Here is a 21,661-nt window from a genome sequence, read left to right on the forward strand (position 1 = left end):
CATGAAGCCTTTGCTTCATGTTTTGTTCATAAAGCAGCTTTATTCTGACACCAAGGCCATCAGGCATTGATATGGGAAGGATTCAAAATGGATGATTATCAGGAAGAGCTGCTGGAATACCAGGCCTACGAGCTGGACCCGCTGGAACCCGCCGAGGATGCGACGGAGTTATAAGGGGGCCGCAAGCGGCGAGCTGCATGAAACTTGAACTTCAACTCGCCCTCTGGCTGCGGCGAAACTCTCCCGGCGTCTGGCCATTCCAGCGTTTGAAAGCGCGCTGGAATGCCTCGGCTGAGGCGAAGCCCAGCAAGTAGGCGATTTCGCCGAACGCCAGTTCGGTATCACGAATGTAGGTCATGGCGAGGTCGCGACGCGTGTCATTGAGGATCGCGCGAAATTGCGTGCCTTCTTCTGACAGTTTCCGGCGCAGTGTCCAGGTCGGCAGCTTCAGGCGCGCTGCCACTTCTTCCAGGTCGGGTTCCCGGCCACCGTTGAGCAACGGCCCCAGCAGTTGAGTGATGCGTTCGCGCAGGCTGCGGGTGCGGGTGAGTTGTTCCAGTTCCCCCTCACACAGCAAAACCAGATGCCGCCAGGTGCTGGGGCAATGCTGCGGGTTGCGTCGGGCAAGGTCTTCCAGGCCCAGGCGCAGCTGGTTCTGGCCGGCGCCGAACAGGATCGGGCAATCGCCAAGTGTACGGTAGGCGTCCAGGTAAGCCGGAGCCTCGAATTCGATCTCGATGCGCTCGGCCCGTAGCGGGGTGCCGCTTACGCTGGATAACTGCTGGAGCCAACCGGCAATGATCGAGTCCACGACGAAGCGGTTATAGGCGTTATAGGGGCTGATGGAATAGAACCGTAGCCAGGCACCCCGGGCGTCCTCGTGAAAACTCGATTGGCCACGGTAGTTGGAGCCATACAACGGCTCGAAGCGGATCAAGCAGCGTGCCGCTTCGCGTACCGTCGGGGCCTGGGCCGCAGTAACGCCAGCGAGACCGGCCTGGCTCAAGCGGCTGAGCTGACCCATGCGCAGGCCCAGGGCCGCATCCTGGGTCTGCTGGATCGCAGCGTGACCGAGGCGCATATAGCGTGGAATCGATAATCGGGCCCGGGGCTCGGCCAGGCGCGCGGTGTCGAGGCCATACTGTTCGAGTAGGGGTTGGGGATCCTGGCCATGGCTGGCTACCGCATCGGCCAGGCTGTGGACGAAGCCCACGGACAGGTCGCCCAGGCGCATCGATGGCGGCTTCATGTTCACAACCACAAGTTCAGCAGGAGGGCGCCACGGGCTTCGCCGTCGGAGAAGTGCTGGCCGTCGTGGCTGATGAAACTCTGACCGGCGCTGCCGTTGTCCCAGAACTGGCCACGCAGAAACACGCTGACACCGCCCTTGGCCTGGCTGATGGGTAACTGACTGGTCAGCGTCAGGCGGTGCCAGGCCTGGCCTTCGCTCATCTCACCGGGCTTGAGACTCACCTCGCTCGGTGTGGACAGGCCTTTATAGCCGTTCCAGGGTTTGTTCCAGGTGTCACGCCCACTGATAAAGGCGGGCACCGCGATCAGTTGCGCGCCCTGATCGTTGAGTTGTCGGTAATAGCGCGGATACCAACTGTCGCTGCCGATCAGCACGCCCAAGCGTCCGGCGGGGGTATCGACGACGCGCAGGGCTTGCTGGCGGTCGGCCTCCAGCACATCCCGTTGCTCGAATACCGGATGCTGTTGACGTTGGGGCTGCCCGAGCGGTAGGCCGTCGCTGCCAAACACCAGGCTGCTGTTATACAGCGCACCTCGGCCGATCTTCAGTTCACCTTCGCTGACACTGGGTTCGGGCAATATGATGGAGCCGGCCACCAGGGTCACGCCGAACTCCCGGGCCAGCCCGCCGAACATGGCCTGGTAATCACGTGCCATGGTGTCGGCTTTCATGCGCAAGTAGGCATCGTCCAGGCGGTTATCGCCTTGGGCACTGATCAATCCTCGGATGAACGCCAGCGGGTTGCTGATCGCCAGCCAGTTCATGGCTTCCTTCAGTGTGCCGGCCTGGTACAGCTCGTCCTTTTCTCCGCTGATCATCAACCAGGTGCCGATGTGCTCGGGCAAGACCACGATGGTCTTGTCGCTAAGCAAACCCAGGTCGTGGGCGGTCTGCAGGTAGGCTGCCAGTTTGCGGCGCAGGTGTCCGGGGTTCTGGTAGTCGGTGGGGAACAGTTCAGGCTGGATGCCCAGCAGGTTGCCTCGATCGGCAGGGACACCCTGGTCGACCGCCAGGTTGATGCGCAGGTCAGAGAGGTAGTGCCCCGTCGGACGATCCGTCGTCCACAGTGCATAGCTCATCAGGGCGGCGATCAGGGCCAGTGAAAACAGCAGGTACAGAAGTTTACGCATGGAGAGCAGTCAGCGGCCGTGTACGGTTCTTACGGGGCAGGGTACGGGAAAACCTGAAATTAGCAAAAGAGAAGTCCCTGTGTGGGAACGAGCCTGCTCGCGATGACGCCGGTTCAGCAAGCTCAATGGTGGCTGACACACCGTTATCGCGAGCAGGCTCGTTCCCACAGGAGAAATGGACAGGCTTCAACACTGATCGGTTGTTCAGTGACTCTTGGCCTTTCTGATCCGCAGCATGATCAACAACATGATCAGCAGTACCGGTGGTGTCATCCCCAGCAGTGCTTCGCGCGCCGATAGATCCGCCCCCAGCGTATGCAACCCGCTATAGACCAGTTTGAACAGGTTGATCAGATAGTAGGTGATGGCGATGATCGACAGCCCCTCTACCGCACGCTGGATCTTTATCTGTGCATCGGCCCGCGCATTGAGACTGCGCAGAATCTCTGCATTCTGGTCTTCCATCTCCACTTGCACCCGCGCCTGGAGCAGGTCGCCCAGGTTGGCAACGCTCATGGCCAGTTGTTCCAGGCGTTGCTCGGTCGCCGCGCAATAGCGCACGGTCGGCTTGAAGCGTCGCTCGATAAACACGCCCAGCCTCTGGCAGTCGCCCAGATGGCTTTCACGCAACTCACCCAGGCGCTCGAATACCAGTTGTGCGTAGGCCCGGGTCGCGCTGAAACGATGGCGATTTTTCACTGAGCTGCCGACGATCCGGCGAGACAGTTGCGCGATATCCTCCAGCAAGGCCTTGGCATGCACGCCGCTGGCATTGGCGTTGCGTTCGGAGAGTGTCACCAGGCTGCGGTCGAACTCGTTCAACTGAGGGTCCAGCGCCTTTGCGACACTGAGCGACAAGGACGCCATCATGCGATAGGTTTCGATCTCGAGCAGGCGCCGGATCATGCGTCCCTGGCGATAGGCGTTGAGCCGTCGATTGATAAACAGGAAGCGGTTGGTGCCGTCCTCGGTGAGGCGAAAATCGCTCCAGACCACGGCATCGCCACCCCCCACGCTTGAGCCGCAGGGATCCTTGAAGCCGTATTCGGACAGGTTGAGGCCGTCTTCCGAGCGCACCACCACCTGAACCGAATTGATGATTTGCCGAGTGTGACCTTCGATACCTTGCGCCAGGCATTCAGGTAGCGTCGTCCACTGCAATTGGTGACTGCTGGCGGGCACCACCAGGGTCAGGGTGAAGAACTCTGCGTGACGTTCCCACTTGAGCGGGTGTCCGTCGATCCGGGTGATACCCTGGGCTGCCTGATCCACCACGCTATCGGGGCAAAGCCGCTCGAGCAGGGCCGTGCATTGGACGCTATCGCCCAGGAACGCCAGATGGAAAACATGGGCCGGTTCGTCGAAATACAGCGACGGACGGGCGTGCAGTTCGTTGTGCAGGATCTTTCGCTGGGGATGCATGCGAGCGGCCTGTGTGGTTTGAATTGTTTTCTGTTCAGCCGCTTGGGCCACTGAGCATAGGACTGGCCCATCCCACTGGGAGTCACTTGGGTTCGCTCATCCATTGGTACTGGATCGCTGCACATTTGGATCAATAACTTGTCAGTTTCGGTCATTGAGCACGGTTGTTCCGGCTCTTAGGCTGTGGGGCATGACTGATGGAAGCCGCAGAGCTTCCACACTTTCCGTGATCGCCCGTTGTGGAGTTACCAATGACCGCCCCTCATTACCCGCATCTGCTGGCCCCGTTGGACCTGGGTTTTACCACGTTGCGCAACCGTACCCTGATGGGGTCGATGCACACGGGCCTCGAGGAAAAGCCCGGTGGTTTCGAGCGCATGGCGGCATATTTTGCCGAGCGTGCCCGTGGCGGTGTGGGCCTGATGGTGACGGGCGGGATCGGACCGAATGACGAGGGCGGCGTGTACTCCGGTGCCGCCAAGTTGACCACCGAGGAAGAAGCGCTCAAGCACCGGATCGTTACCCGGGCCGTTCACGAGGCCGGTGGCAAGATCTGCATGCAGATTCTCCATGCCGGACGCTACGCCTACAGCCCCAAGCAAGTAGCGCCGAGCGCGATCCAGGCACCGATCAATCCGTTCAAGCCCAAGGAACTGGATGAGGAAGGGATCGAGAAACAGATCAGTGACTTCGTCACGTGCTCGATGCTGGCCCGGCAAGCTGAATACGATGGCGTCGAGATCATGGGCTCGGAAGGGTATTTCATTAACCAGTTCCTGGCGGCCCACACCAACCACCGTACCGACCGTTGGGGCGGCAGCTATGAGAACCGCATGCGCTTGCCGGTGGAAATCGTACGACGGGTGCGCGAGGCGGTAGGACCGGACTTCATCATCATTTTTCGCCTGTCGATGCTCGACCTGGTGGAGGGCGGCAGCTCCTGGGAGGAAATCGTCCAGTTGGCCAAGGCCATCGAACAGGCCGGCGCGACGATCATCAACACCGGTATCGGCTGGCATGAGGCACGCATTCCCACCATTGCCACCAAGGTTCCCCGGGCGGCGTTCAGCAAGGTCACGGCCAAGCTGCGCGGTTCGGTAAGTATTCCCCTGATCACCACCAATCGTATCAATACGCCGGAAGTGGCTGAGCAGATCCTCGCTGACGGTGACGCCGATATGGTTTCCATGGCGCGACCGTTCCTGGCGGATCCGGATTTCGTCAACAAGGCTGCCGCTGGCCGGGCGGATGAAATCAATACCTGCATTGGCTGCAACCAGGCCTGCCTCGACCATACCTTCGGCGGCAAGCTCACCAGTTGCCTGGTGAACCCGCGGGCGTGCCATGAAACCGAACTCAACTATCTGCCAGTTACTCAGGTGAAGAAAATTGCCGTGGTTGGCGCCGGTCCGGCCGGGTTGTCCGCGGCCACGGTGGCGGCCGAGCGCGGGCACCAGGTGACGCTGTTCGATTCGGCCGGCGAGATCGGTGGCCAGTTCAACGTCGCTAAACGAGTGCCGGGCAAAGAGGAGTTCTTCGAAACCCTGCGTTATTTCAAGCGCAAATTGCAGACCACTCATGTCGAGCTGTGTCTCGACACCCGTGTAGATGTGGAACAACTGGTGGCTGGCGGTTACGACGAGATTATCCTCGCCACGGGGATCGCGCCTCGGTTGCCGGCGATTCCCGGGGTGGAACATGCCAAGGTGTTGAGCTACCTGGACGTGCTTCTGCAGCGCAAGCCGGTGGGCCGCAGCGTGGCGGTGATCGGGGCCGGGGGAATCGGTTTTGATGTGTCGGAGTTCCTGGTGCACCAGGGCGTAGCCACCAGTCAGGACCGCGAGGCGTTCTGGAAGGAGTGGGGGATCGACACCCGACTCGAGGCACGCGGCGGCGTGGCCGGGATCAAGGCCGAGCCCCATGCGCCGGCGCGGCAAGTATTCCTGTTGCAGCGCAAGACCTCCAAGGTCGGTGACGGCCTGGGCAAGACCACCGGCTGGATTCACCGCACGGGACTGAAGAACAAGCAAGTGCAGATGCTCAACGGTGTTCAGTACCTGAAGATCGACGACGAAGGCCTGCACATCCGTATCGGTGACAGCGGCGAGCCGCAGGTGCTGGCCGTGGACAACATCGTGATCTGCGCCGGCCAGGATCCGCTGCGTGAATTGCAGGAAGGCCTGGAAGCGGCGGGGCAGAGCGTCCATCTCATCGGCGGTGCCGACGTAGCGGCGGAGCTGGACGCCAAGCGGGCCATCAACCAGGGTTCGCGGTTGGCGGCGCAGTTGTAAGGCACCCGGGGTTGCCGCAGATCCCCTGTGGGAGCGGGCTTGCTCGCGATGACGGCGGCACATCCGACATTTCTGTCGACTGGACCACCGCTATCGCGAGCAGGCTCGCTCCCACAGGGGGATGTGGTGAGGCTGAATCTGCGGTAATCCGTGACCGCCTGTTAGAATGCGGGCCTCTTCGCGCCAGGCCTGCTTGCAATGCTTCTTTCTGCCCTTGACTGGCACCCCAACCCTAAACTCGAACCCCTTCATCTGGACTGGCTCACCCGCGCCGGTGTCGAAGTGGCGGTGTTGCGCCTGGACCGGATCGATCCCCTGATCAGCGGCAACAAGTGGTTCAAGCTGGTTCACCATGTGCGCGCCGCACACGAGGCCGGTGCCGAGGGGATCATGAGCCTGGGCGGTGCCTATTCCAACCATCTGCATGCACTGGCCGCCGCAGGCAAGCGCTTTGGCTTTCCAACGGTCGGGCTGCTGCGTGGCCATCCCCGGGAAACGCCGACGGTGCTCGATCTGCAAGCATTCGGCATGCATCTGCACTGGTTGGGGTATGGCGGATATCGTGAGCGGCACGCCGCGGATTTCTGGACACCCTGGCAGGCGCGGTACCCCCACCTGCACCCGGTGCCCGAGGGCGGCTCTGGTTTGCCGGGCGCGCAGGGCTGCAAGGCCTGGGTGACCAGCGCCCGTGAACAACTGGAGGCATTGGGTTGGACGGATTATCACGGCTGGTGGCTGGCTTGCGGGACTGGAACGTCGTTGGCGGGGCTGGTGTTGGCCGAAGCGGGCGCGCATCCGGTCCATGGTGTGCTCGCGGTGCCCGAGGACCATGGTGTGGCGCAGCAGGTCGATGGCGTCGTGCGAGAGGCAGGCATTGCCGATCCACGTTATGAATTGCTCGACGGCAGCCGTGGCGGTTTCGCCCGGGCCGACGCGCAACTGAACGCCTTCATCGACGCCACTGGTGCCATCGAACTGGAGCCGCTCTACACCGGCAAGGCGTTGATGCTGCTCAAGTCGCACGTCGAGGCTGGCCGGTTTGCCCAAGGCACGCGCTTGATCTTCGTCCACACCGGCGGTTTGCAAGGCCGCCGGGGGGTGGCGTGACCTTCATCAGCCGCGCTTTGGCATCATCCGCAGCAGCGTGTTATCGCGCACGACGTAGTGGTGATAGAGCCCCGCCAGGGCATGCAGGCCGATCAGCCAGTAGCCGATAGTGCCGCCCAGTACATGCCAGCCTTCCAGCCGTTTGGCGAAATCCTTGTCCTGATCGATGAGCAGCGGCAGATCGAAACCGTAGAACATCACCTGATGCCCTTCGGCGCTGGTGATCAGCCAGCCCAGCAGCGGCATGGCGATCATGAACAGGTACAGCGCCCAGTGCATCAGGCGTGCAAGGATGGTTTGCCAGGCAGGCGAAGCCGGGAAGATGGCCGGCGCCTTGCCGATGCTGCGGGCGAACAGACGCAGCCAGACCAGCAGGAACACCGTCAGGCCGAGCATGAAATGCGCTTCTTTGATCAGGGTTCGGCCGCCGCTGCCCTTGGGGAAGATCCCGCGAAGTTCAATGCAGGCATAAACCACAGCCAGCAGCACCAGCATCAACCAATGCAAGGTGACCGTGACGGTACTGTAGCGGCTTTCGGAATTTTTCCAGGGCATGCGGGGTATCTCCAGACATCAGGGTAAAGCGCCGTCTTGAGCAGCGTTGGGGGGTTACTGTAAGCCCGTTTCGCTGGGTTTGCATGAGTCAGATCAGGTTTTGTCCATGGGAACCCGGTTTGCGTCCGCTGGCGAGCCGGGCTGCCCATCAAGGTATTTGGTGATGCGTCACGGCGTTGTGTCGGGAGGGTTCAGCAGCCAGTCGAACAGCAGCCTGACGTCGGTGTTGCCCGGTGCCGGTTTTGGCTGCGCCATGATGCGCCCGCCGCCGCTATCGATGCCGCCCGGGCACAGCACCGGCCGGTCGGGATCGCCGTCGAGAAAACTGACCAACACTTCACTGCCTGTCATCAGGGGCAGGTTGTCGTGGGGGCTCGATCGCGACATGGGCAGGGGAATGCCTTCGTCATCCGGGCCCCACAAACTGACAAGGACCTGACCTCGCTCATCGGGCACCGCCGGCTGCCCGGTGGGACCGAGTACATGCGCCACGTGGTAGCCGGGAATACTGGGCCTGGGATGCTTGAGGGCGGGCCTGAACACGGTGGACCATGGGATGGCCGAGAACCTGTTTCGATAGTCCCGGGCAGACGACACGGGCGACTGATTCGCTTCAAGGATCGAGAACTGCCGCCCGCGATGCTGGACCTCGATGACCAGCCATTGATCGTTGAACGTCGATACCGGGTGATCGCTGATCTGCACTATGTGGCCGCTGCGCAGGGCCGGTTGACTGCTGTGGCCGTGGATTTCCCGCTGCCGGCAGCGCAGGCGTTCCAGGTTCCGGCGCCCGATCTGATAGGTGTGAGCCAACGCTGGATTGCCTCGCATCGCTTCGTGATCGGTGCCGTTGAGCCCATGATTCGCTGCGCTGGTTTCTGCGGGCGCCATTGCCCGCTCGGCGAAGCGGGCGGGCAGGGCAGGCAATGTCGGGTGGTGACGCTGGTACAGCCGCTCAAGTGCCGGTTGTTCATCGGCTTGCTTGCGCAGTGCCAGCTCGACCGCCCGCGCCGGGAAACTCTTGGGATCTTCGGCAAATACCAGGACATGGCCGGATGGCGAGTGTTCGAAGTGGTAATGAATGCCTTCTTGCTCGCACAGCCGCTGCAGCAACTCCAGGTCGCTTTCCTCGTACTGGATACAGAACGGGCGGGATGGGTACTGTCCGTGGGGCAGTTCGAAACGGTAGCTGTGAGCGGGCAGCGCATTGTCATCCAGCAGCCGTTGCAGGATCTGTACGACGCTGAGCTGATGGAAAACCCGTCGTCTCGGGCCATGCTCCAGACGCTGGAGATGGGGAACCAGTGCCAGGCGATAGCCGGTGCGGTTTGGTGCATGGGCATTCAGGCTGACACTTTGGACAATGCCATGTACGCCGGAATCACCGTCCAGGCGCAGGAACGCTGGTTGCCCCAGCAGCGTGTCGGGATTGATCGGCGGCGTGAGGCCGATCAGTTCGAGGTCGAAGCGGTACGGTTGGTTGAGGGCCTCCCTACCGCTGAACCGCAGCACTTGCAGGCGCAAGTCGCTTTGCGTGAGTGTCAGGCTGAAGGGGCTTTCCGTGTCGTTGCGCATCGCGGTGCTTACTTGAAGAGAAGAAGCCGCGAGGGTACGAAACCGCGGGGCGAAACGGTGCTCCCGAATCGCTATTTCGGAAACTGCCTACAGCACGTTGTGAAAATGTCGATTCGCCGGGGCGCATTTTTTGGTCGATCAGCCGGTTTAGGCCGTATAAACTTGCGCCACAGCGCCGGCCGGCAGATGTCTTGGCGCGTCAGACAAGAGAGTGAATGATGGGCGCACAGTGGAAGGTCAAACACAAAGAGGCGGCTGCCAACGCCAAGGGCAAGATCTTCGGCAAGCTGGTGAAGGAAATCACCATTGCCGCGCGCAACGGTGCCGATGTGGCGACCAATGCACACCTGCGGTTGGTGGTCGAGCAGGCGAAGAAGGCCTCGATGCCCCGCGAGACCCTGGAGCGCGCGATCAAGAAAGGTTCTGGCCAGCTCGGCGAAACCGTGCAGTACCACCGTGTGACCTACGAAGGGTTTGCGCCGCACCAGGTGCCGCTGATCGTTGAATGCGTGACCGACAACATCAACCGAACCGTGGCCGAAATCCGCGTCGCGTTCCGCAAGGGCCAGTTGGGCGCTTCGGGGTCGGTGGCCTGGGACTTCAACCATGTCGGCATGATCGAAGCCGCCCCGGACAGCCCGGACGCCGATCCGGAAATGGCCGCCATCGAGGCCGGCGCCCAGGATTTCGAACCGGGCGAAGAGGGTGCGACGCTGTTCATTACTGATGCGGCCGACCTTGATGCCGTGCAGAAAGCGCTGCCGGCCCAAGGCTTCACGGTGTTGTCCGCCAAACTGGGCTACCAGCCGAAAAACCCGGTCAGCGGCCTGACTGACGAGCAGATGGCCGAGGTCGAAGCGTTCCTTGAAGGCCTCGACAACCACGATGACGTGCAGGATATGTTTGTCGGGTTGGCGGGTTAACAGGATTCCCTGAAGAGCGAATGGTCCTTTGTGGCGAGGGGATTTATCCCCTCGCCACAAAGACATGCGTTCGATCAGCCGGTGGTCAAGCAGCCGGCCAATACCCGCTCGATCTCCTCGAACCCCGGCCGCGCCAGCACGTCCGGCTGGCAGCAACGCGCCTTCAACGCCTGTAGCGCAGCAAGCTGCACCTCATCGCCCTCCGGCTCGATCCGCGCCAGCAACTCACCGAGCAGAATCCCGAAGGCGCGCACTTCGATGCGTTGCAGTGCGCGGGTTTGCGGGGTGTCTGCGGTGGCGTGGAAAGACGCCGCGCCAAAATCCCCCAGCAGGCAGTCGCCCTGGTCGTTGTAAAGGATGTTGTGCCCGTACAAATCCCCATGGGTGATGCCCTGGCGGTGCAGGTGTGCCGCCACCGAGGCGATGCCCCGGGCGATACGCAAAGCCGCAGTGGGGTTCAAGCGCAACGTGTCGGCATACACGTCGCGGCTGCAAGAGGCCAGGCTCGGCAGCCCGGCCAGGTTTCGGTAACTGGGCTCGATCAGCGCCATGACCAGCCCGGCCTGCCTTTCGGGATGTGCGGCGACCTGACCCAACACTTCAATCAGATTCGGATGCCGGCCCGCAGTGATACAGGCATGCATTTCATGCAGTGGGGAGCCGTCGCTGGTCATCTCGCCCTTGTACATTTTAACCGCGACGTTTCGCGCCGGTTGGCCTGCCGATTGCCACAGCGCCTGATGAATCACTCCCGAGGCGCCTTCGCCCAGTTGTTGTTGCAGGCTCAGTTGTGCCCAGTCGATGGGGTTGGTGCTGTGCAATGCGGCGTCATCGGCCTGGGCTTCCAGCGGGTTGCCGGCATAGGCGAGCCAACTGAGGCGGGGCAGTTCCAACAGCCATTGCGGCAGATCGACCAACTGATTGGCGGCGATGCGCAGCAGCTCAAGTCGGTGACACTGGGCCAGGCTGGCGGGCAATTGTTGCAGACGGTTGCCGGCCAGCATCAGTTTTTGCAGATGTGGGCGGTGTCCCAGCTCATCTGGCAGTTGGCTGATGCGGTTGTCCGTCAGGATCAGCCAGCGCAGCAGCGGTGGCAGAGCCGCGGCGGGGACGTGCTCGATGCGGTTGGCCTTGAAACCGACCATGGTCAATGCGGTACACCGGCCCAGGCATTCGGGCAGTTCGGTGAAGCGATTGTCCGAGCAGAACAGCACCCGCAGTCGGGTCAGCCGATGCAAGTCATCGGGCAGGGTTTCCAATTGGTTGCCGCTGAGGTTGAGCACCTCGAGGGAGTCCGCCAGGTCGAAGATTTCCCGGGGAAACTGTGTCAAGCCGCAGGCCAGGTCCAACCGGGTGATGCCTGACAGCTGGCCGGCGCGGAGTTGGGCGAGGGTGTTCATGGGAGGGGGCACCGTTGATCAAGAGAAGTCCGATGCCACCTAGTTTGTTACAAAAACCTTGTGGCGAGGGGATAAATCCCCTCGCCACAAATGCCAGTTCGGCTAGCGCTCGATATTGCGGCTCCAGCGCGCATTCCACGCCGGACGCTGTTCATTGACCTGGTCCCAGTCCACCGCAATCGCCGTTTCCAGATACTGCTTCATGGCTTCCACCTGGCCACGGGTCTTGTCGGTGGTGGGGGTGTTGGGGTTGGATGGGATCTGGTCGCCTTCTTCCAGGGCAATGGCCTGGGCTTGAGGTGTAAGCAGGAAGGCGGCGAGCTTCTGCGCCAGCTCGGGTTGGGTGTTGTGGGCGATGGCGCATTCGGCGACGTTCAGCACCACGGCGCCTTCCTTCGGTTGCGCATATTCCACTGGCATGCCCTTGAGTTTCAATGCAGTCACTTGGGTCGGCGTCAGCGGGAACAGCGCGGCTTCGTCGGTCTGCAGCATTTCGGAAATCTTCGCCGAGCTGGGGATGTATTCCAGCACGTTGCGCCCTACGGTGTTCGGCCAGGCCTTGAAGCCTGGCTCGACGTTGGTCTCGTTGCCACCCTGGATCCGGTTGAACATCAGAAAGCCGTGCAGGCCGAAGGTGGAGGAGGCCACCGACTGGAACACCAGTTTGTCCTTGAAGCGCGGATCGGCCATGTCCATCCATGACGTCGGGGCGCTCCAGCCTTTTTCCTTGAACAGGCGCGTGTTGTAGGCGAGCCCTGTCACACCGAGGCTGACGGCCGCGGCCTGATCCTTGATACGGCCCTTGGCGGGGATTTGTGCCAGGGGCGGGCTATCCTCGAGTTTGTCGCAAAGCCCCATGGAAATGGCGCGGTACATGATGCCGTCATCCAGGAATATGACGTGCATCTGTGGGTTGTCTTTGCTGGCCTGTACTTTCGCCAGGATGTCCGCCGAGGTCCCGGGTACGATCACCACTTTGACGTTGTTGGCCTTTTCGAAGGCCGGCAAGACCTTGTCGGCATAGAGGCGCTCCATGGTGCCGCCGTTCATGCCCAGGTAAAGCGTTGGCTCGGCGTGTGCCTGGCCGACGGCGAACAATGCGCTCAAGCAGGAAAAGCCCAGCAGTGCAGTGCGTTTGACGTGATTCATGGCGCGACCTTCCTCTATCAAGAAACGGGGATGGAGTGAAACCGTGTGATGGAAAACGCATCCAGCGACGTTTTCGATTCGCCGCAACAGATGATTTCGGTGAGCGCCTGGCCCACCGCCGGGCCGATCTGGAAGCCTGCCCCGGCGAAGCCGAACGCGTGCAACAGACCGGGTTGGGTGCTGCTGTGTCCGATCACCGGCTGGCGATCGGGCAGGTAACCCTCGGTGCCGCTCCAGGTACGAATCGCCTGGGCGCCCTTCAGGAACGGATAGAGATCGACCGCCTGGCGCAGGATCTCGATCACGGCATTCTGGCCAGGCCGGGCGCGAGCGTCGTCCAGGGCGAAGCCCTGGCCGCCGCCCAGTACGCAGTTACCTCGGGCAACCTGGCGCGCGTAGATTCCACCGCCTTCCACGCCGGTGCTGGCATCCATTACCAGGGGCAAGGGCTCGGTCACCAGCATCGCCGGGTGCCCGGCGTGCATGGGCACGGTTTCACCGAACTGTGCGGCGAAATGGCTGGCCCAGGCGCCGGCGCAGTTCAGTAGCCAGGGCGCGCGGAGCATCAGGCCCGTTTCGGTCCGCACGATAAAGCGCTGGCCGTCGTGCTCCACCAGGCTGACCGGGCATTGTTCATGAACCTGAGCGCCGTGCCGACGGGCGGCGTGGGCAAAGGCCGGGGACACCAGTCGTGGATTGGCGTGCCCGTCGTCCGGGCAAAGCGAGGCCCCGACAGCCACTGCGCCCACCCAGGGGAAACGCGCGTGCAGTGTTTGACGATCCAGCAGTTGCAAGTCGAGGCCAAAGCCCTGGCTGCTGACGGCGTAGTCCTGCAACGCACGCATGTCCTCGGCGCTGCGGGCCAGTTTCAGATGGCCGCTGCGCTGGTATTCGCCGTCGATGCCGATCAGTTGGGGCAAATGGCTCCAGATTTCGTGGGCCCGTTGCGACAGGGGCAGTTGAGACAAGGGCCGCCCCTGGCGTCGCACACCGCCATAGTTCACGCCACTTGAGTGCGAGCCGCAGAAGTCCCGTTCCAGCAGGGCCACCCGACGTCCGGCTTTGCTCAGGAACAGCGCCGCCGACGAGCCGACGATGCCACCGCCGATGATCACCACGTCGACTTCGATCATGGTTCGATCTCCAGGCCAAACGGTACGGGTTTGACCGGTGCCTGGGCCCGCAAGCGGCCGATACCGCAGATGGGCCGTCCACTTTCGCTGGCGATGATCTCCGCCGCCGCGGTGCCACACATTCTTCCCTGACAACGGCCCATGCCGACCCGGCAATGAGCCTTGACCCGGTTGATTTCCCAATGGCCTTCGCCGATCACCCGGCGGATGTCGCCGACGCTGACTTCTTCGCAACGGCAAATCGTCAATTCGTCCGCCGCGTCGGCGGCCCAGCTTTGCGGAAAGGCAAAGGCACGTTCCAGGCCTTGCCGGAAGTGGCCGATGCGCTCCAGTTCTTTCTCCAACTGGGTGCAGCGCTGCGTATCGACTCGGTAGCCGCTGTCTTCTAGCAAGGCCAGGGCGGCGCGTTCGCCGGCTTTTTCGGCTGCGTCGGCACCCATGATTCCCGCACCGTCACCCGCGAGGTAGACACTGGTCACGCTGCTGCGGCCAGCGCTGTCCCGCTGGGGCAGCCAGGCGCGGTTGAGGGAACTCCAGGTGAATTCGCAACCCAACAGGTCGGCCAGTTGGGTTTCGCTGCGCAAGCCGTGGGCGAAGGCCACCGCGTCGCAGTCGAGGGTTTGCTCGCCTTTTGCGTTGTGCCATTTCAACGACTGCACCCGTCGTTCGCCGTCGATACGCGACAGGCTCGCGCCTTGATGCACGGCGATGCCATGTGCGGTCAGCCAGCCCCGGTAGTAGATACCCTTGGCGAGCGTGGCCGGTTGCGCCAGCAGGCCGGGCAGGGCGCGGGCCTGGGCGCCCAGGGGGGAGCTGTCGAGCACGGCGACCACGTTGGCGCCAGCCTTGGCGTATTGATAAGCCACCAGATAAAGCAACGGGCCGCTGCCGGCGAACACCACGCGCTCACCGATGGCGCAGCCCTGGAACTTCAGGGCGATCTGCGCAGCACCGAGGCTGTACACCCCCGGCAACGTCCAGCCCGGAACGGGCAGGATCCGGTCGGTGGCGCCTGTGGCGACGATCAGGCTCGAATACTCCAGCCGGGCGGCGCGCCCCGCATGCAAAGTGTCCAGCACGCCGGATTCGGCGTTCCATACCAAGGTATCGGGACGATAGTCGAGCTGGTTGCGCAGCTCATCGATGGTCTGGTGGATCGACCGGGCCTTGTGCGCTTCGAAGCCATACAGCTTGGCTGGCGAGCGTTTGAAATTGTCCGGTTGCCGCCGGTAGATCTGCCCACCACCGCGCAAGGCTTCATCCAGCAAGACAGGGTACACGCCGTGGGCGACCAGGGTCTGGGCGGCACGGATTCCGGCGGGGCCGGCGCCGATGATGGCGATTGTTTTCATGATTGCCTCATCGACAAGATCGGGGGCCATGTGGCGCTGTCGAAGGCGCTATCGCGAGCAGGCTCGCTCCCACAGTGGAGCGGTGCGGAACGCCGATTTTGTGAGCGCCGCAAAACCCCTGTGGGAGCGGGCTTGCCCGCGAAGGCGGCGGCACATTCAACGAAAGTGGCGGCAGGCAGACCGTTATCGCGACCAATGAGGGACATGTTCATACCTGGCGTCCCGGTTCGCGGGTGATCTGCTGGCCGGCTTCGAGCAGGGTGGCGCAGGCGCGGACGCGGCGGCCGTCGCCGAGGCGGACCCAGCAGTCCTGGCACGCGCCCATCAGGCAGAACCCCGCCCGCGGTTCGGCGCTGAAATCGCTGCCGCGCAGGTGTTCGCCGCAGGTCAGTACGGCGGTCAGCAGCGTGTCACCCAACAGGCCGGTGGCCGGCTGGCCGTCGAGGGTAAAATCCAGGGCCGGGCGGTCGCCTTCGGCCAGTCGTTTCAGCAGCGCCATGGTGCCCTCATTGTTTGCCCACCAGAACCCGATCCAGGCCATAGACCCGGTCGAGCAGAATCATGGTCAGCGCTGTAAGCGCAATGACCAGCGCCGACACCGCCGCCATCATCGGGTCGATGGATTCGGTGGCGTACACATACATGCGCACCGGCAGGGTTTGAGTCGCCGGTGACGTGACAAAAATCGACAGCGTGACTTCATCGAAACTGTTGATGAAGGCCAGCAACCAGCCCCCGGCCACCCCCGGCAGGATCATCGGCAAGGTGATTTGCCGAAACAGTGTGAAGCGCCCGGCACCCAACGATTGCGCAGCCTGTTCGGCGCTGCGGTCCAGGCCGATGGCCGACGCCAGCACCAGGCGCAGCACATACGGAGTGATGACCAGCACGTGGGCGAAGATCAGCCAGGTGAAGTTGCCATTGACCCCCATCAGGGCAAACAACCGCAGCAACGCCACACCCAGCACCAGGTGCGGGATGATGATCGGTGACAGGAACAGGCCATTGAAAAAGTCCCGGCCGGGAAATTCGAGGCGGGTGATTGCCAGCGCCGCCGGTACCGCGATCAACGTCGCCAGCGAGGCCGCGCAGAACGCCAGGGCCAGGCTGTTATAGAACGCATCGACGAAATCCGCGCGCTCGAACACGGCGCGGAACCAGCGCAAGGAAAACTCCGTGGTCGGCAGGCTCAGGGTGTTTTCCGGCGTGAAGGCGACGAGACAGACCACCACCAGCGGCGCCAGCATGAACACCACGACCAAGGCGTGAAACAACAGGGCGAAAGGACCGTTCCTGGACATGACGAGTTACCCCAGTGACTTCTTGTAGCGGCCTTCGATCATGCGGTTCCACGACAGCATGATCAGCAGGTTGAGCAGCAGCAGCGCAATGGCGATGGTCGCGCCCATGGGCCAGTTGAGTTCCGACAGGTACTGGTCGTAGATCAGCGTGGCGACCATCTTCAAACGGCGTCCGCCGAGCAGGCCGGGAATGGCGAAGGAGCTGGCGGCCAGGCCGAACACAATCAAGGTGCCGGACAGCACGCCGGGCATGATCTGCGGCAGCACGACCTTGCGGATCACCGTGAGCTGGCTGGCCCCGAGGGACAGCGCGGCCTGTTCCGCGGCCGGGTCGAGCTTCTGCAGCGAGGTCCAGACCGGAATGATCATGAACGGCAGCATCACGTGGACCAGGGCGATGACCACGGCAAATGGGGTATAGAGCAACTTCACTGGTGAACCACCGAGCACTTGCAGCGTCTGGTTGACCAACCCGTCGGCGCCCAGCAGCAGGCTCCAGCCGAAGGCCCGGACCACCACCGAGATCAGCAACGGGGTGAGAATCAGGATCAGGAAAATCGAGCGCCATGGCGCGCCCATGCGGCTGAGCACATACGCCTCGGGCACGCCGATCAGCACGCACAACAGCGTGGTCAGGGCGCTGATCCAGAAGGTGCGAAAAAAGATCTCGTAGAAGTACGAATCGCCCAGCAGGCTGATGTAGTGATCGAGGGTGTACGCGTTGCTGTCGATGCCCGACCCGTAGTCGAAGACGTTGAACGACAGCACCAGTGTCAACCCCAGGGGAATCACCAGCAAACCCAGGTACAGGGCCAGGGCCGGTGCGGACATCAGGTAGCCTTGTCGGCCCCGGCGCATTCCGTCCAGCAGCTTCATGCCGACACCTCGTCGACACTCAGCACCCGCAGCAGCGCCGGATCCCAGTCCAGGCCCACTGCCGTGCCTTCGCTCATTGGCGCAGAGCCGTCATTTCGGCGCACCACGCAAAGCTCACCCAGGCTGGTCGAGACGCCATACAACCATTGGCTGCCGAGGAAGAAGCGGCTGACGATCGTACCCTGCAGGCGGCCCGTGCCGGCGGCGCACAGGTCGATTTTCTCCGGGCGCAGGCTCAAGGTCAGTTCGCCCTGGCCCGACTGACAGGCTTGAACGTCGCCGGCGCCGTCGCGTTCGCCGGGCAGCAGGTTGGCCTTGCCAACGAAACCGGAGATAAAGGTGGTGCGTGGGTGTTCGTAAAGGGTGTAGGGCGAGTCGATCTGGGTGATGCGCCCGGCTTGCATCACCACGACGCGGTCGCTGATGGAGAGCGCTTCGGACTGGTCATGGGTGACCATCAACGTGGTGATGCCGACTTCCCGCTGGATGCGGCGGATCTCGAATTGCATCTCTTCGCGCAGGTTGGCGTCCAGGTTGGACAGCGGTTCGTCGAGCAACAGCACCGGCGGTTCGATCACCAGCGCCCGGGCCAGTGCCACGCGCTGACGCTGGCCGCCCGAGAGTTCCCGGGGGTAACGCTCGGCATGCCGGTCCAGGCGCACCAGTTTCAGTACCCGGTCCACTCGTTGCTGGAGTTCGCTGCCCGGCACCTTGCGCATGCGCAGGCCGAAAGCGACGTTGTCGCGGACGGTCATGTGGGGGAACAGCGCGTAGCTCTGGAACACAACACCCAGGCCACGGCTGGCGGGTTTGGCGTGGGTAATATCGCGGCCGTCCAGCAGGATGCGCCCGCTGCTGACTTCGACGAAGCCGGCGATCATTTGCAGGGTGGTGGTCTTGCCGCAACCGGAGGGGCCCAGCAGCGAGACGAATTCGCCTTTTTCTACCGCGAGGTCGGTGGCAACCACGGCGTCGATGTCGCCGTAGCGTTTACTCAAGTTTTCAAGTTGCACGAAAGCCATGACTGCGCTCCACCTGAGATTGTTATGCGTCGCCGTAAGGCGCGCTTTTTTGTAAGGGCAGATACGAAGGGGTGACGCAGGACACTCGGTGCGTTGGCGCTCGATCTGGATCGGCTGCCGTTGTTGTTCGAATCGCCCCTCTATGGACGCAGAGTAGGACGAAGAATAGGATGGGCTCAATGGCCTATTTCACTGAGGCGATGACTATTTTCAGTTTCATTCGATCAGTGAATTGATGAGTGAAAAACAAGATGAATGATTCCGCTGATCGGAATACAGAAAAAAGTGAAGTAGGGGTTGGCGCTGTCTCCAGGTTATTCGCCGTGTTGCGCAGTCTGGGTGACACCACCGAAGGCGGGGAGCGGGTAACCCTACTGGCCCAGCGCATCGGCCTGTCCCAGCCGACTACCCATCGCCTGCTGCGCAGCCTGATGGATGAGGGCATGGTCGAGCAGGACGGGCGCAGTAAACGCTATCGCCTGAGCCTGGACTTTTTTGCCCTGGCCGCCCGTGCCGGGAACACCGGCAACCTGCGTGAACTGGCGCGACCGGCCATGCTGCGGCTGTCGGCGTCCCTGGGGGACTCGTTGTTCCTGCTGGCGCGTAGCGGCTTCGATGCGATCTGCCTGGACCGCAGTGAAGGGCCATTCCCGATCCGCACCTTTACCGGTGACATCGGCGGCCGGGTGGCGCTGGGCGTGGGCCAGGGCAGCCTGGCGATCCTGGCATTCCTGCCGGAAGAGGAGCGCGACACGGTGATTCATTACAACTTGCCACGGCTCAAGGATTTTCATCTGTACGACGAAGTCTTCCTGCGCTCGGAAGTGGAGAGCGTGCGCAGCCTGGGCTATGCCGGACGCAACACCGGGGTGTTGCAAGGGATGGCGGGGGTGGCGGTGCCGATCCTGGATCGCGGCGGCCGTGCCGTGGCGGCCCTGAGTGTCGCCACCATCAGCGACCGTCTGGGGCCGGATCGCCTGCCGACGGTGGTGGAGATGCTCAAGCGCGAGGCGGCGTTGATCGGCCCTCGGATCAACCCATTCGACCCGCTGCTGCGCCGGCCTTCGCAGGTGTTTGGGCAGGGGTGAAGTTCGGAGTCCTTTGTGAGCGAGCCTGCTCGCGATAGCGGTGGATCAGTCTGCACCCCTGTTGAATGCGCCGCCGCCATCGCGGGCAAGCCCGGCTCCCACAGGTACGGCGTCGGACCCCGATGCTGCGGCCATCTGCAGCTCCAGTGTGTGGGCTTGCTCGCGATAGCGGTGGATCAGTCTGCACCCCTGTTGAATGCGCCGCCGCCATCGCGGGCAAGCCCGGCTCCCACAGGTACGGCGTCGGACCCCGATGCTGCGGCCATCCGCAGCTCCAGTGTGGGAGCGAGCCTGCTCGCGATAGCGGTGGATCAGTCTGCACCCCTGTTGAATGCGCCGCCGCCATCGCGGGCAAGCCCGGCTCCCACAGGTACGGCGTCGGACCCCGATGCTGCGGCCATCCGCAGCTCCAGTGTGGGAGCGAGCCTGCTCGCGATAGCGGTGGATCAGTCTGCACCCCTGTTGAATGCGCCGCCGCCATCGCGGGCAAGCCCGGCTCCCACAGGTACGGCGTCGGACCCCGATGCTGCGGCCATCCGCAGCTCCAGTGTGGGAGCGAGCCTGCTCGCGATAGCGGTGGATCAGTCTGCACCCCTGTTGAATGCGCCGCCGCCATCGCGGGCAAGCCCGGCTCCCACAGGTAGGCGTCGGCCCCCGACGCTGCGGCCATCCGCAGCTCCAGTGTGGGAGCAGGCTCCCACAGGAGATGGCGGCGGGGTCAGAAGTCCAGGGTCTGCTTGAGTTTTTGGGCCGCCGGCATGTCACTGGGAATCACCACCGCATAGTTGTACCCCGGACCGGACCAGTATTCGGCCTGCAACTCGCCGTCACGCCGGCTGCCACGAGGCAGCAGGAAATTCCTGGGTCCCGGCGGGCGTACGTAGAAACTGATCTTCTGACCGCTTTCGTCCTGGTAGACGATCATCGCCGCCGCGCCTTGTTCGGTACTGAGCAATCGGCCGCTGACCGGCTTGAAGCCGGCACCGGAAAGATCCGGCAGACGATTGGCATGGCTGAAGTAGCGGTCGAGCCAGCCTTGCATGCTGTTTTCGTCACTTGTCTGGTAATCGGCCGGCAGGATGCCTTGCTGAGCAAACAGCCGATAGGCCTGCATGGCGTCAGCCATGGGTTGGGCGGCGCTGAGGAGGGTCATCTGACGGGCCTGCCAGCCACTGAAACCACCCACGCTGACGGCCAGCAACAGCATCGCGGCGCTGGCCAAGTGTCGGCGGGTGCGTTGCTTCAGCCGTTGGCGGATCATCGCCGGGTCGAGAGCCGGGTTGGCCGGTTGCTGCAAGGCGCCGCTCAGGGCAGTGCGCAGGCGCAACGCGTCCTGTTGCCAGGCCCGGACCCGGGCGGCGACGTCGGGGTGGCCGCCGAGGTAGGTTTCCATAAGGTGCTGGTCGGCCTCGCTTAAACGGCGATCGACGTAGGCGTGCAGGTCGCTGTCGCTGGGGGGCATGTTGATCATTTGAGTATCCGCAAGGTGGGGCGGGTGATTTCGCCTTCGCTGAGTTGGCGCAATGCCTGGCGGGCGCGGGACAGGCGTGACATCACGGTGCCGGTCGGCACGCCGAGGATGTCGGCGACTTGCTGGTAGCTCAAGCCTTCCACCGACACCCACAGCAACAGCGCTCTCTGTTCGGTGTTGAGTTGGTCGAAGGCCTGCAGGGACGACTGGGCGATCACGCTGCGCTCGGCCGAGGGGTGTGTCTCGTCGCGGCCGGTGAAAAACTCCAGCATGCGGGCGTAGCGTCGGGAACGGCGGTGGGCATCGAGAAATTGCCGGTACAGGATGGAAAACAGCCAGGCCCGCAGATCGCCGTCTGGACGCTTGTCGTTCCATTTTGACAAGGCCCGCTCCAGGCACGTTTGCACCAGGTCGTCGGCATTGCTGGGGTTGCGCGTCAGCGACAGGGCAAACCGTCGTAGCCGGGGGATGAGCATGCGCAACTGTTCGTCGAGTTCGTTCATGGGCGTCTGGCGTCCGGTGAGCCGTCGCTGAGTGAGACTGGAAAGACGATCCTCAAACTAGGTTATTCCAGCGTAGGGAAAATAAATACGAAGCTTGGGAATAAAACCTTC

At 62.8% G+C, this 21,661-nt stretch carries 19 protein-coding genes; 4 read left to right on the top strand and 15 right to left on the bottom strand.

What is annotated here, in order from left to right:
• Positions 1 to 211: 211 nt before the first annotated feature.
• From AD665_RS06995 to AD665_RS07005, 3 genes are all read right to left on the bottom strand, one after another.
• Positions 212 to 1,249 carry an AraC family transcriptional regulator gene (locus AD665_RS06995; protein ID WP_053191495.1) on the bottom strand — a complete coding sequence of 346 codons (1,038 nt, stop codon included), beginning with the start codon at positions 1,247 to 1,249 and terminating at the stop codon, positions 212 to 214.
• 2 nt (positions 1,250 to 1,251) lie between these two features.
• A complete protein-coding gene (locus tag AD665_RS07000; protein WP_024778311.1) occupies positions 1,252 to 2,382 on the bottom strand; it encodes a carbon-nitrogen hydrolase family protein in 1,131 nt (376 codons plus the stop codon).
• 204 nt (positions 2,383 to 2,586) lie between these two features.
• On the bottom strand, positions 2,587 to 3,804 hold the full coding sequence (locus AD665_RS07005; RefSeq protein ID WP_053191496.1) for a DUF3422 domain-containing protein: 1,218 nt from the start codon (positions 3,802 to 3,804) through the stop codon (positions 2,587 to 2,589).
• Positions 3,805 to 4,055: 251 nt separating this feature from the next.
• Here AD665_RS07005 and AD665_RS07010 point away from each other — a divergent pair, with 251 nt between their 5' ends.
• Both AD665_RS07010 and AD665_RS07015 read left to right on the top strand, forming a co-directional pair.
• Positions 4,056 to 6,095 (top strand): oxidoreductase, encoded by a 2,040-nt coding sequence (locus AD665_RS07010; protein WP_024778313.1) that lies wholly within the window; start codon positions 4,056 to 4,058, stop codon positions 6,093 to 6,095.
• A 198-nt stretch (positions 6,096 to 6,293) separates the two neighbouring features.
• Complete coding sequence (locus tag AD665_RS07015) at positions 6,294 to 7,202, top strand: 1-aminocyclopropane-1-carboxylate deaminase/D-cysteine desulfhydrase (RefSeq protein ID WP_053191498.1); 909 nt, start codon at positions 6,294 to 6,296, stop codon at positions 7,200 to 7,202.
• A gap of 6 nt (positions 7,203 to 7,208) precedes the next feature.
• Here AD665_RS07015 and AD665_RS07020 read toward each other — a convergent pair whose 3' ends face one another.
• Together AD665_RS07020 and AD665_RS07025 are read right to left on the bottom strand one after the other, a co-directional pair.
• Positions 7,209 to 7,757 (bottom strand): cytochrome b, encoded by a 549-nt coding sequence (locus tag AD665_RS07020; protein ID WP_053191500.1) that lies wholly within the window; start codon positions 7,755 to 7,757, stop codon positions 7,209 to 7,211.
• A gap of 168 nt (positions 7,758 to 7,925) precedes the next feature.
• Positions 7,926 to 9,332, bottom strand: coding sequence for a type VI secretion system Vgr family protein (locus AD665_RS07025; protein WP_024778316.1), 1,407 nt, complete (start codon positions 9,330 to 9,332; stop codon positions 7,926 to 7,928).
• A gap of 218 nt (positions 9,333 to 9,550) precedes the next feature.
• Here AD665_RS07025 and AD665_RS07030 point away from each other — a divergent pair, with 218 nt between their 5' ends.
• Positions 9,551 to 10,255 (top strand): YebC/PmpR family DNA-binding transcriptional regulator, encoded by a 705-nt coding sequence (locus tag AD665_RS07030; RefSeq protein WP_047703746.1) that lies wholly within the window; start codon positions 9,551 to 9,553, stop codon positions 10,253 to 10,255.
• Positions 10,256 to 10,329: 74 nt separating this feature from the next.
• On the opposite strand, the gene AD665_RS07035 is transcribed toward AD665_RS07030, so the two are convergent.
• The 8 genes from AD665_RS07035 to AD665_RS07070 form a co-directional block, all read right to left on the bottom strand.
• Positions 10,330 to 11,655, bottom strand: a complete 1,326-nt coding sequence (locus AD665_RS07035) for a leucine-rich repeat-containing protein kinase family protein (RefSeq protein WP_024778318.1) — start codon at positions 11,653 to 11,655, stop codon at positions 10,330 to 10,332.
• 102 nt (positions 11,656 to 11,757) lie between these two features.
• Complete coding sequence (locus AD665_RS07040; RefSeq protein WP_024778319.1) at positions 11,758 to 12,804, bottom strand: ABC transporter substrate-binding protein; 1,047 nt, start codon at positions 12,802 to 12,804, stop codon at positions 11,758 to 11,760.
• A 17-nt stretch (positions 12,805 to 12,821) separates the two neighbouring features.
• Entirely contained in the window at positions 12,822 to 13,937 is a 1,116-nt protein-coding gene (locus AD665_RS07045) for an NAD(P)/FAD-dependent oxidoreductase (protein WP_024778320.1), read from the bottom strand.
• Complete coding sequence (locus tag AD665_RS07050) at positions 13,934 to 15,289, bottom strand: FAD/NAD(P)-dependent oxidoreductase (RefSeq protein WP_053191501.1); 1,356 nt, start codon at positions 15,287 to 15,289, stop codon at positions 13,934 to 13,936. Before AD665_RS07050 ends, AD665_RS07045 begins: the two co-directional genes overlap by 4 nt.
• Before the next feature lie 208 nt (positions 15,290 to 15,497).
• Positions 15,498 to 15,788, bottom strand: a complete 291-nt coding sequence (locus AD665_RS07055) for a (2Fe-2S)-binding protein (protein WP_024778322.1) — start codon at positions 15,786 to 15,788, stop codon at positions 15,498 to 15,500.
• Positions 15,789 to 15,795: 7 nt separating this feature from the next.
• Positions 15,796 to 16,590 carry an ABC transporter permease gene (locus tag AD665_RS07060; protein ID WP_024778323.1) on the bottom strand — a complete coding sequence of 265 codons (795 nt, stop codon included), beginning with the start codon at positions 16,588 to 16,590 and terminating at the stop codon, positions 15,796 to 15,798.
• Between the two features lie 6 nt (positions 16,591 to 16,596).
• Positions 16,597 to 17,466 (bottom strand): ABC transporter permease, encoded by an 870-nt coding sequence (locus tag AD665_RS07065; RefSeq protein ID WP_024778324.1) that lies wholly within the window; start codon positions 17,464 to 17,466, stop codon positions 16,597 to 16,599.
• On the bottom strand, positions 17,463 to 18,488 hold the full coding sequence (locus tag AD665_RS07070) for an ABC transporter ATP-binding protein (protein WP_024778325.1): 1,026 nt from the start codon (positions 18,486 to 18,488) through the stop codon (positions 17,463 to 17,465). Before AD665_RS07070 ends, AD665_RS07065 begins: the two co-directional genes overlap by 4 nt.
• A 251-nt stretch (positions 18,489 to 18,739) precedes the next feature.
• On the opposite strand from AD665_RS07070, the gene AD665_RS07075 reads away from it, so the two are divergent.
• The gene (locus AD665_RS07075) at positions 18,740 to 19,576 is read left to right on the top strand and encodes an IclR family transcriptional regulator (RefSeq protein ID WP_053191503.1); all 837 of its coding nucleotides are present in this window, start codon (positions 18,740 to 18,742) and stop codon (positions 19,574 to 19,576) included.
• Between the two features lie 718 nt (positions 19,577 to 20,294).
• On the opposite strand, the gene AD665_RS07080 is transcribed toward AD665_RS07075, so the two are convergent.
• Positions 20,295 to 21,047, bottom strand: a complete 753-nt coding sequence (locus AD665_RS07080) for an anti-sigma factor family protein (RefSeq protein WP_053191505.1) — start codon at positions 21,045 to 21,047, stop codon at positions 20,295 to 20,297.
• A complete protein-coding gene (locus tag AD665_RS07085; RefSeq protein ID WP_024780892.1) occupies positions 21,044 to 21,550 on the bottom strand; it encodes a sigma-70 family RNA polymerase sigma factor in 507 nt (168 codons plus the stop codon). The genes AD665_RS07080 and AD665_RS07085 overlap by 4 nt, the downstream gene beginning before the upstream one ends.
• Positions 21,551 to 21,661: the final 111 nt, after the last annotated feature.

Source organism: Pseudomonas corrugata, assembly GCF_001269905.1.
In the GTDB taxonomy this organism is placed as follows: Bacteria; Pseudomonadota; Gammaproteobacteria; order Pseudomonadales; family Pseudomonadaceae; genus Aquipseudomonas; species Aquipseudomonas corrugata.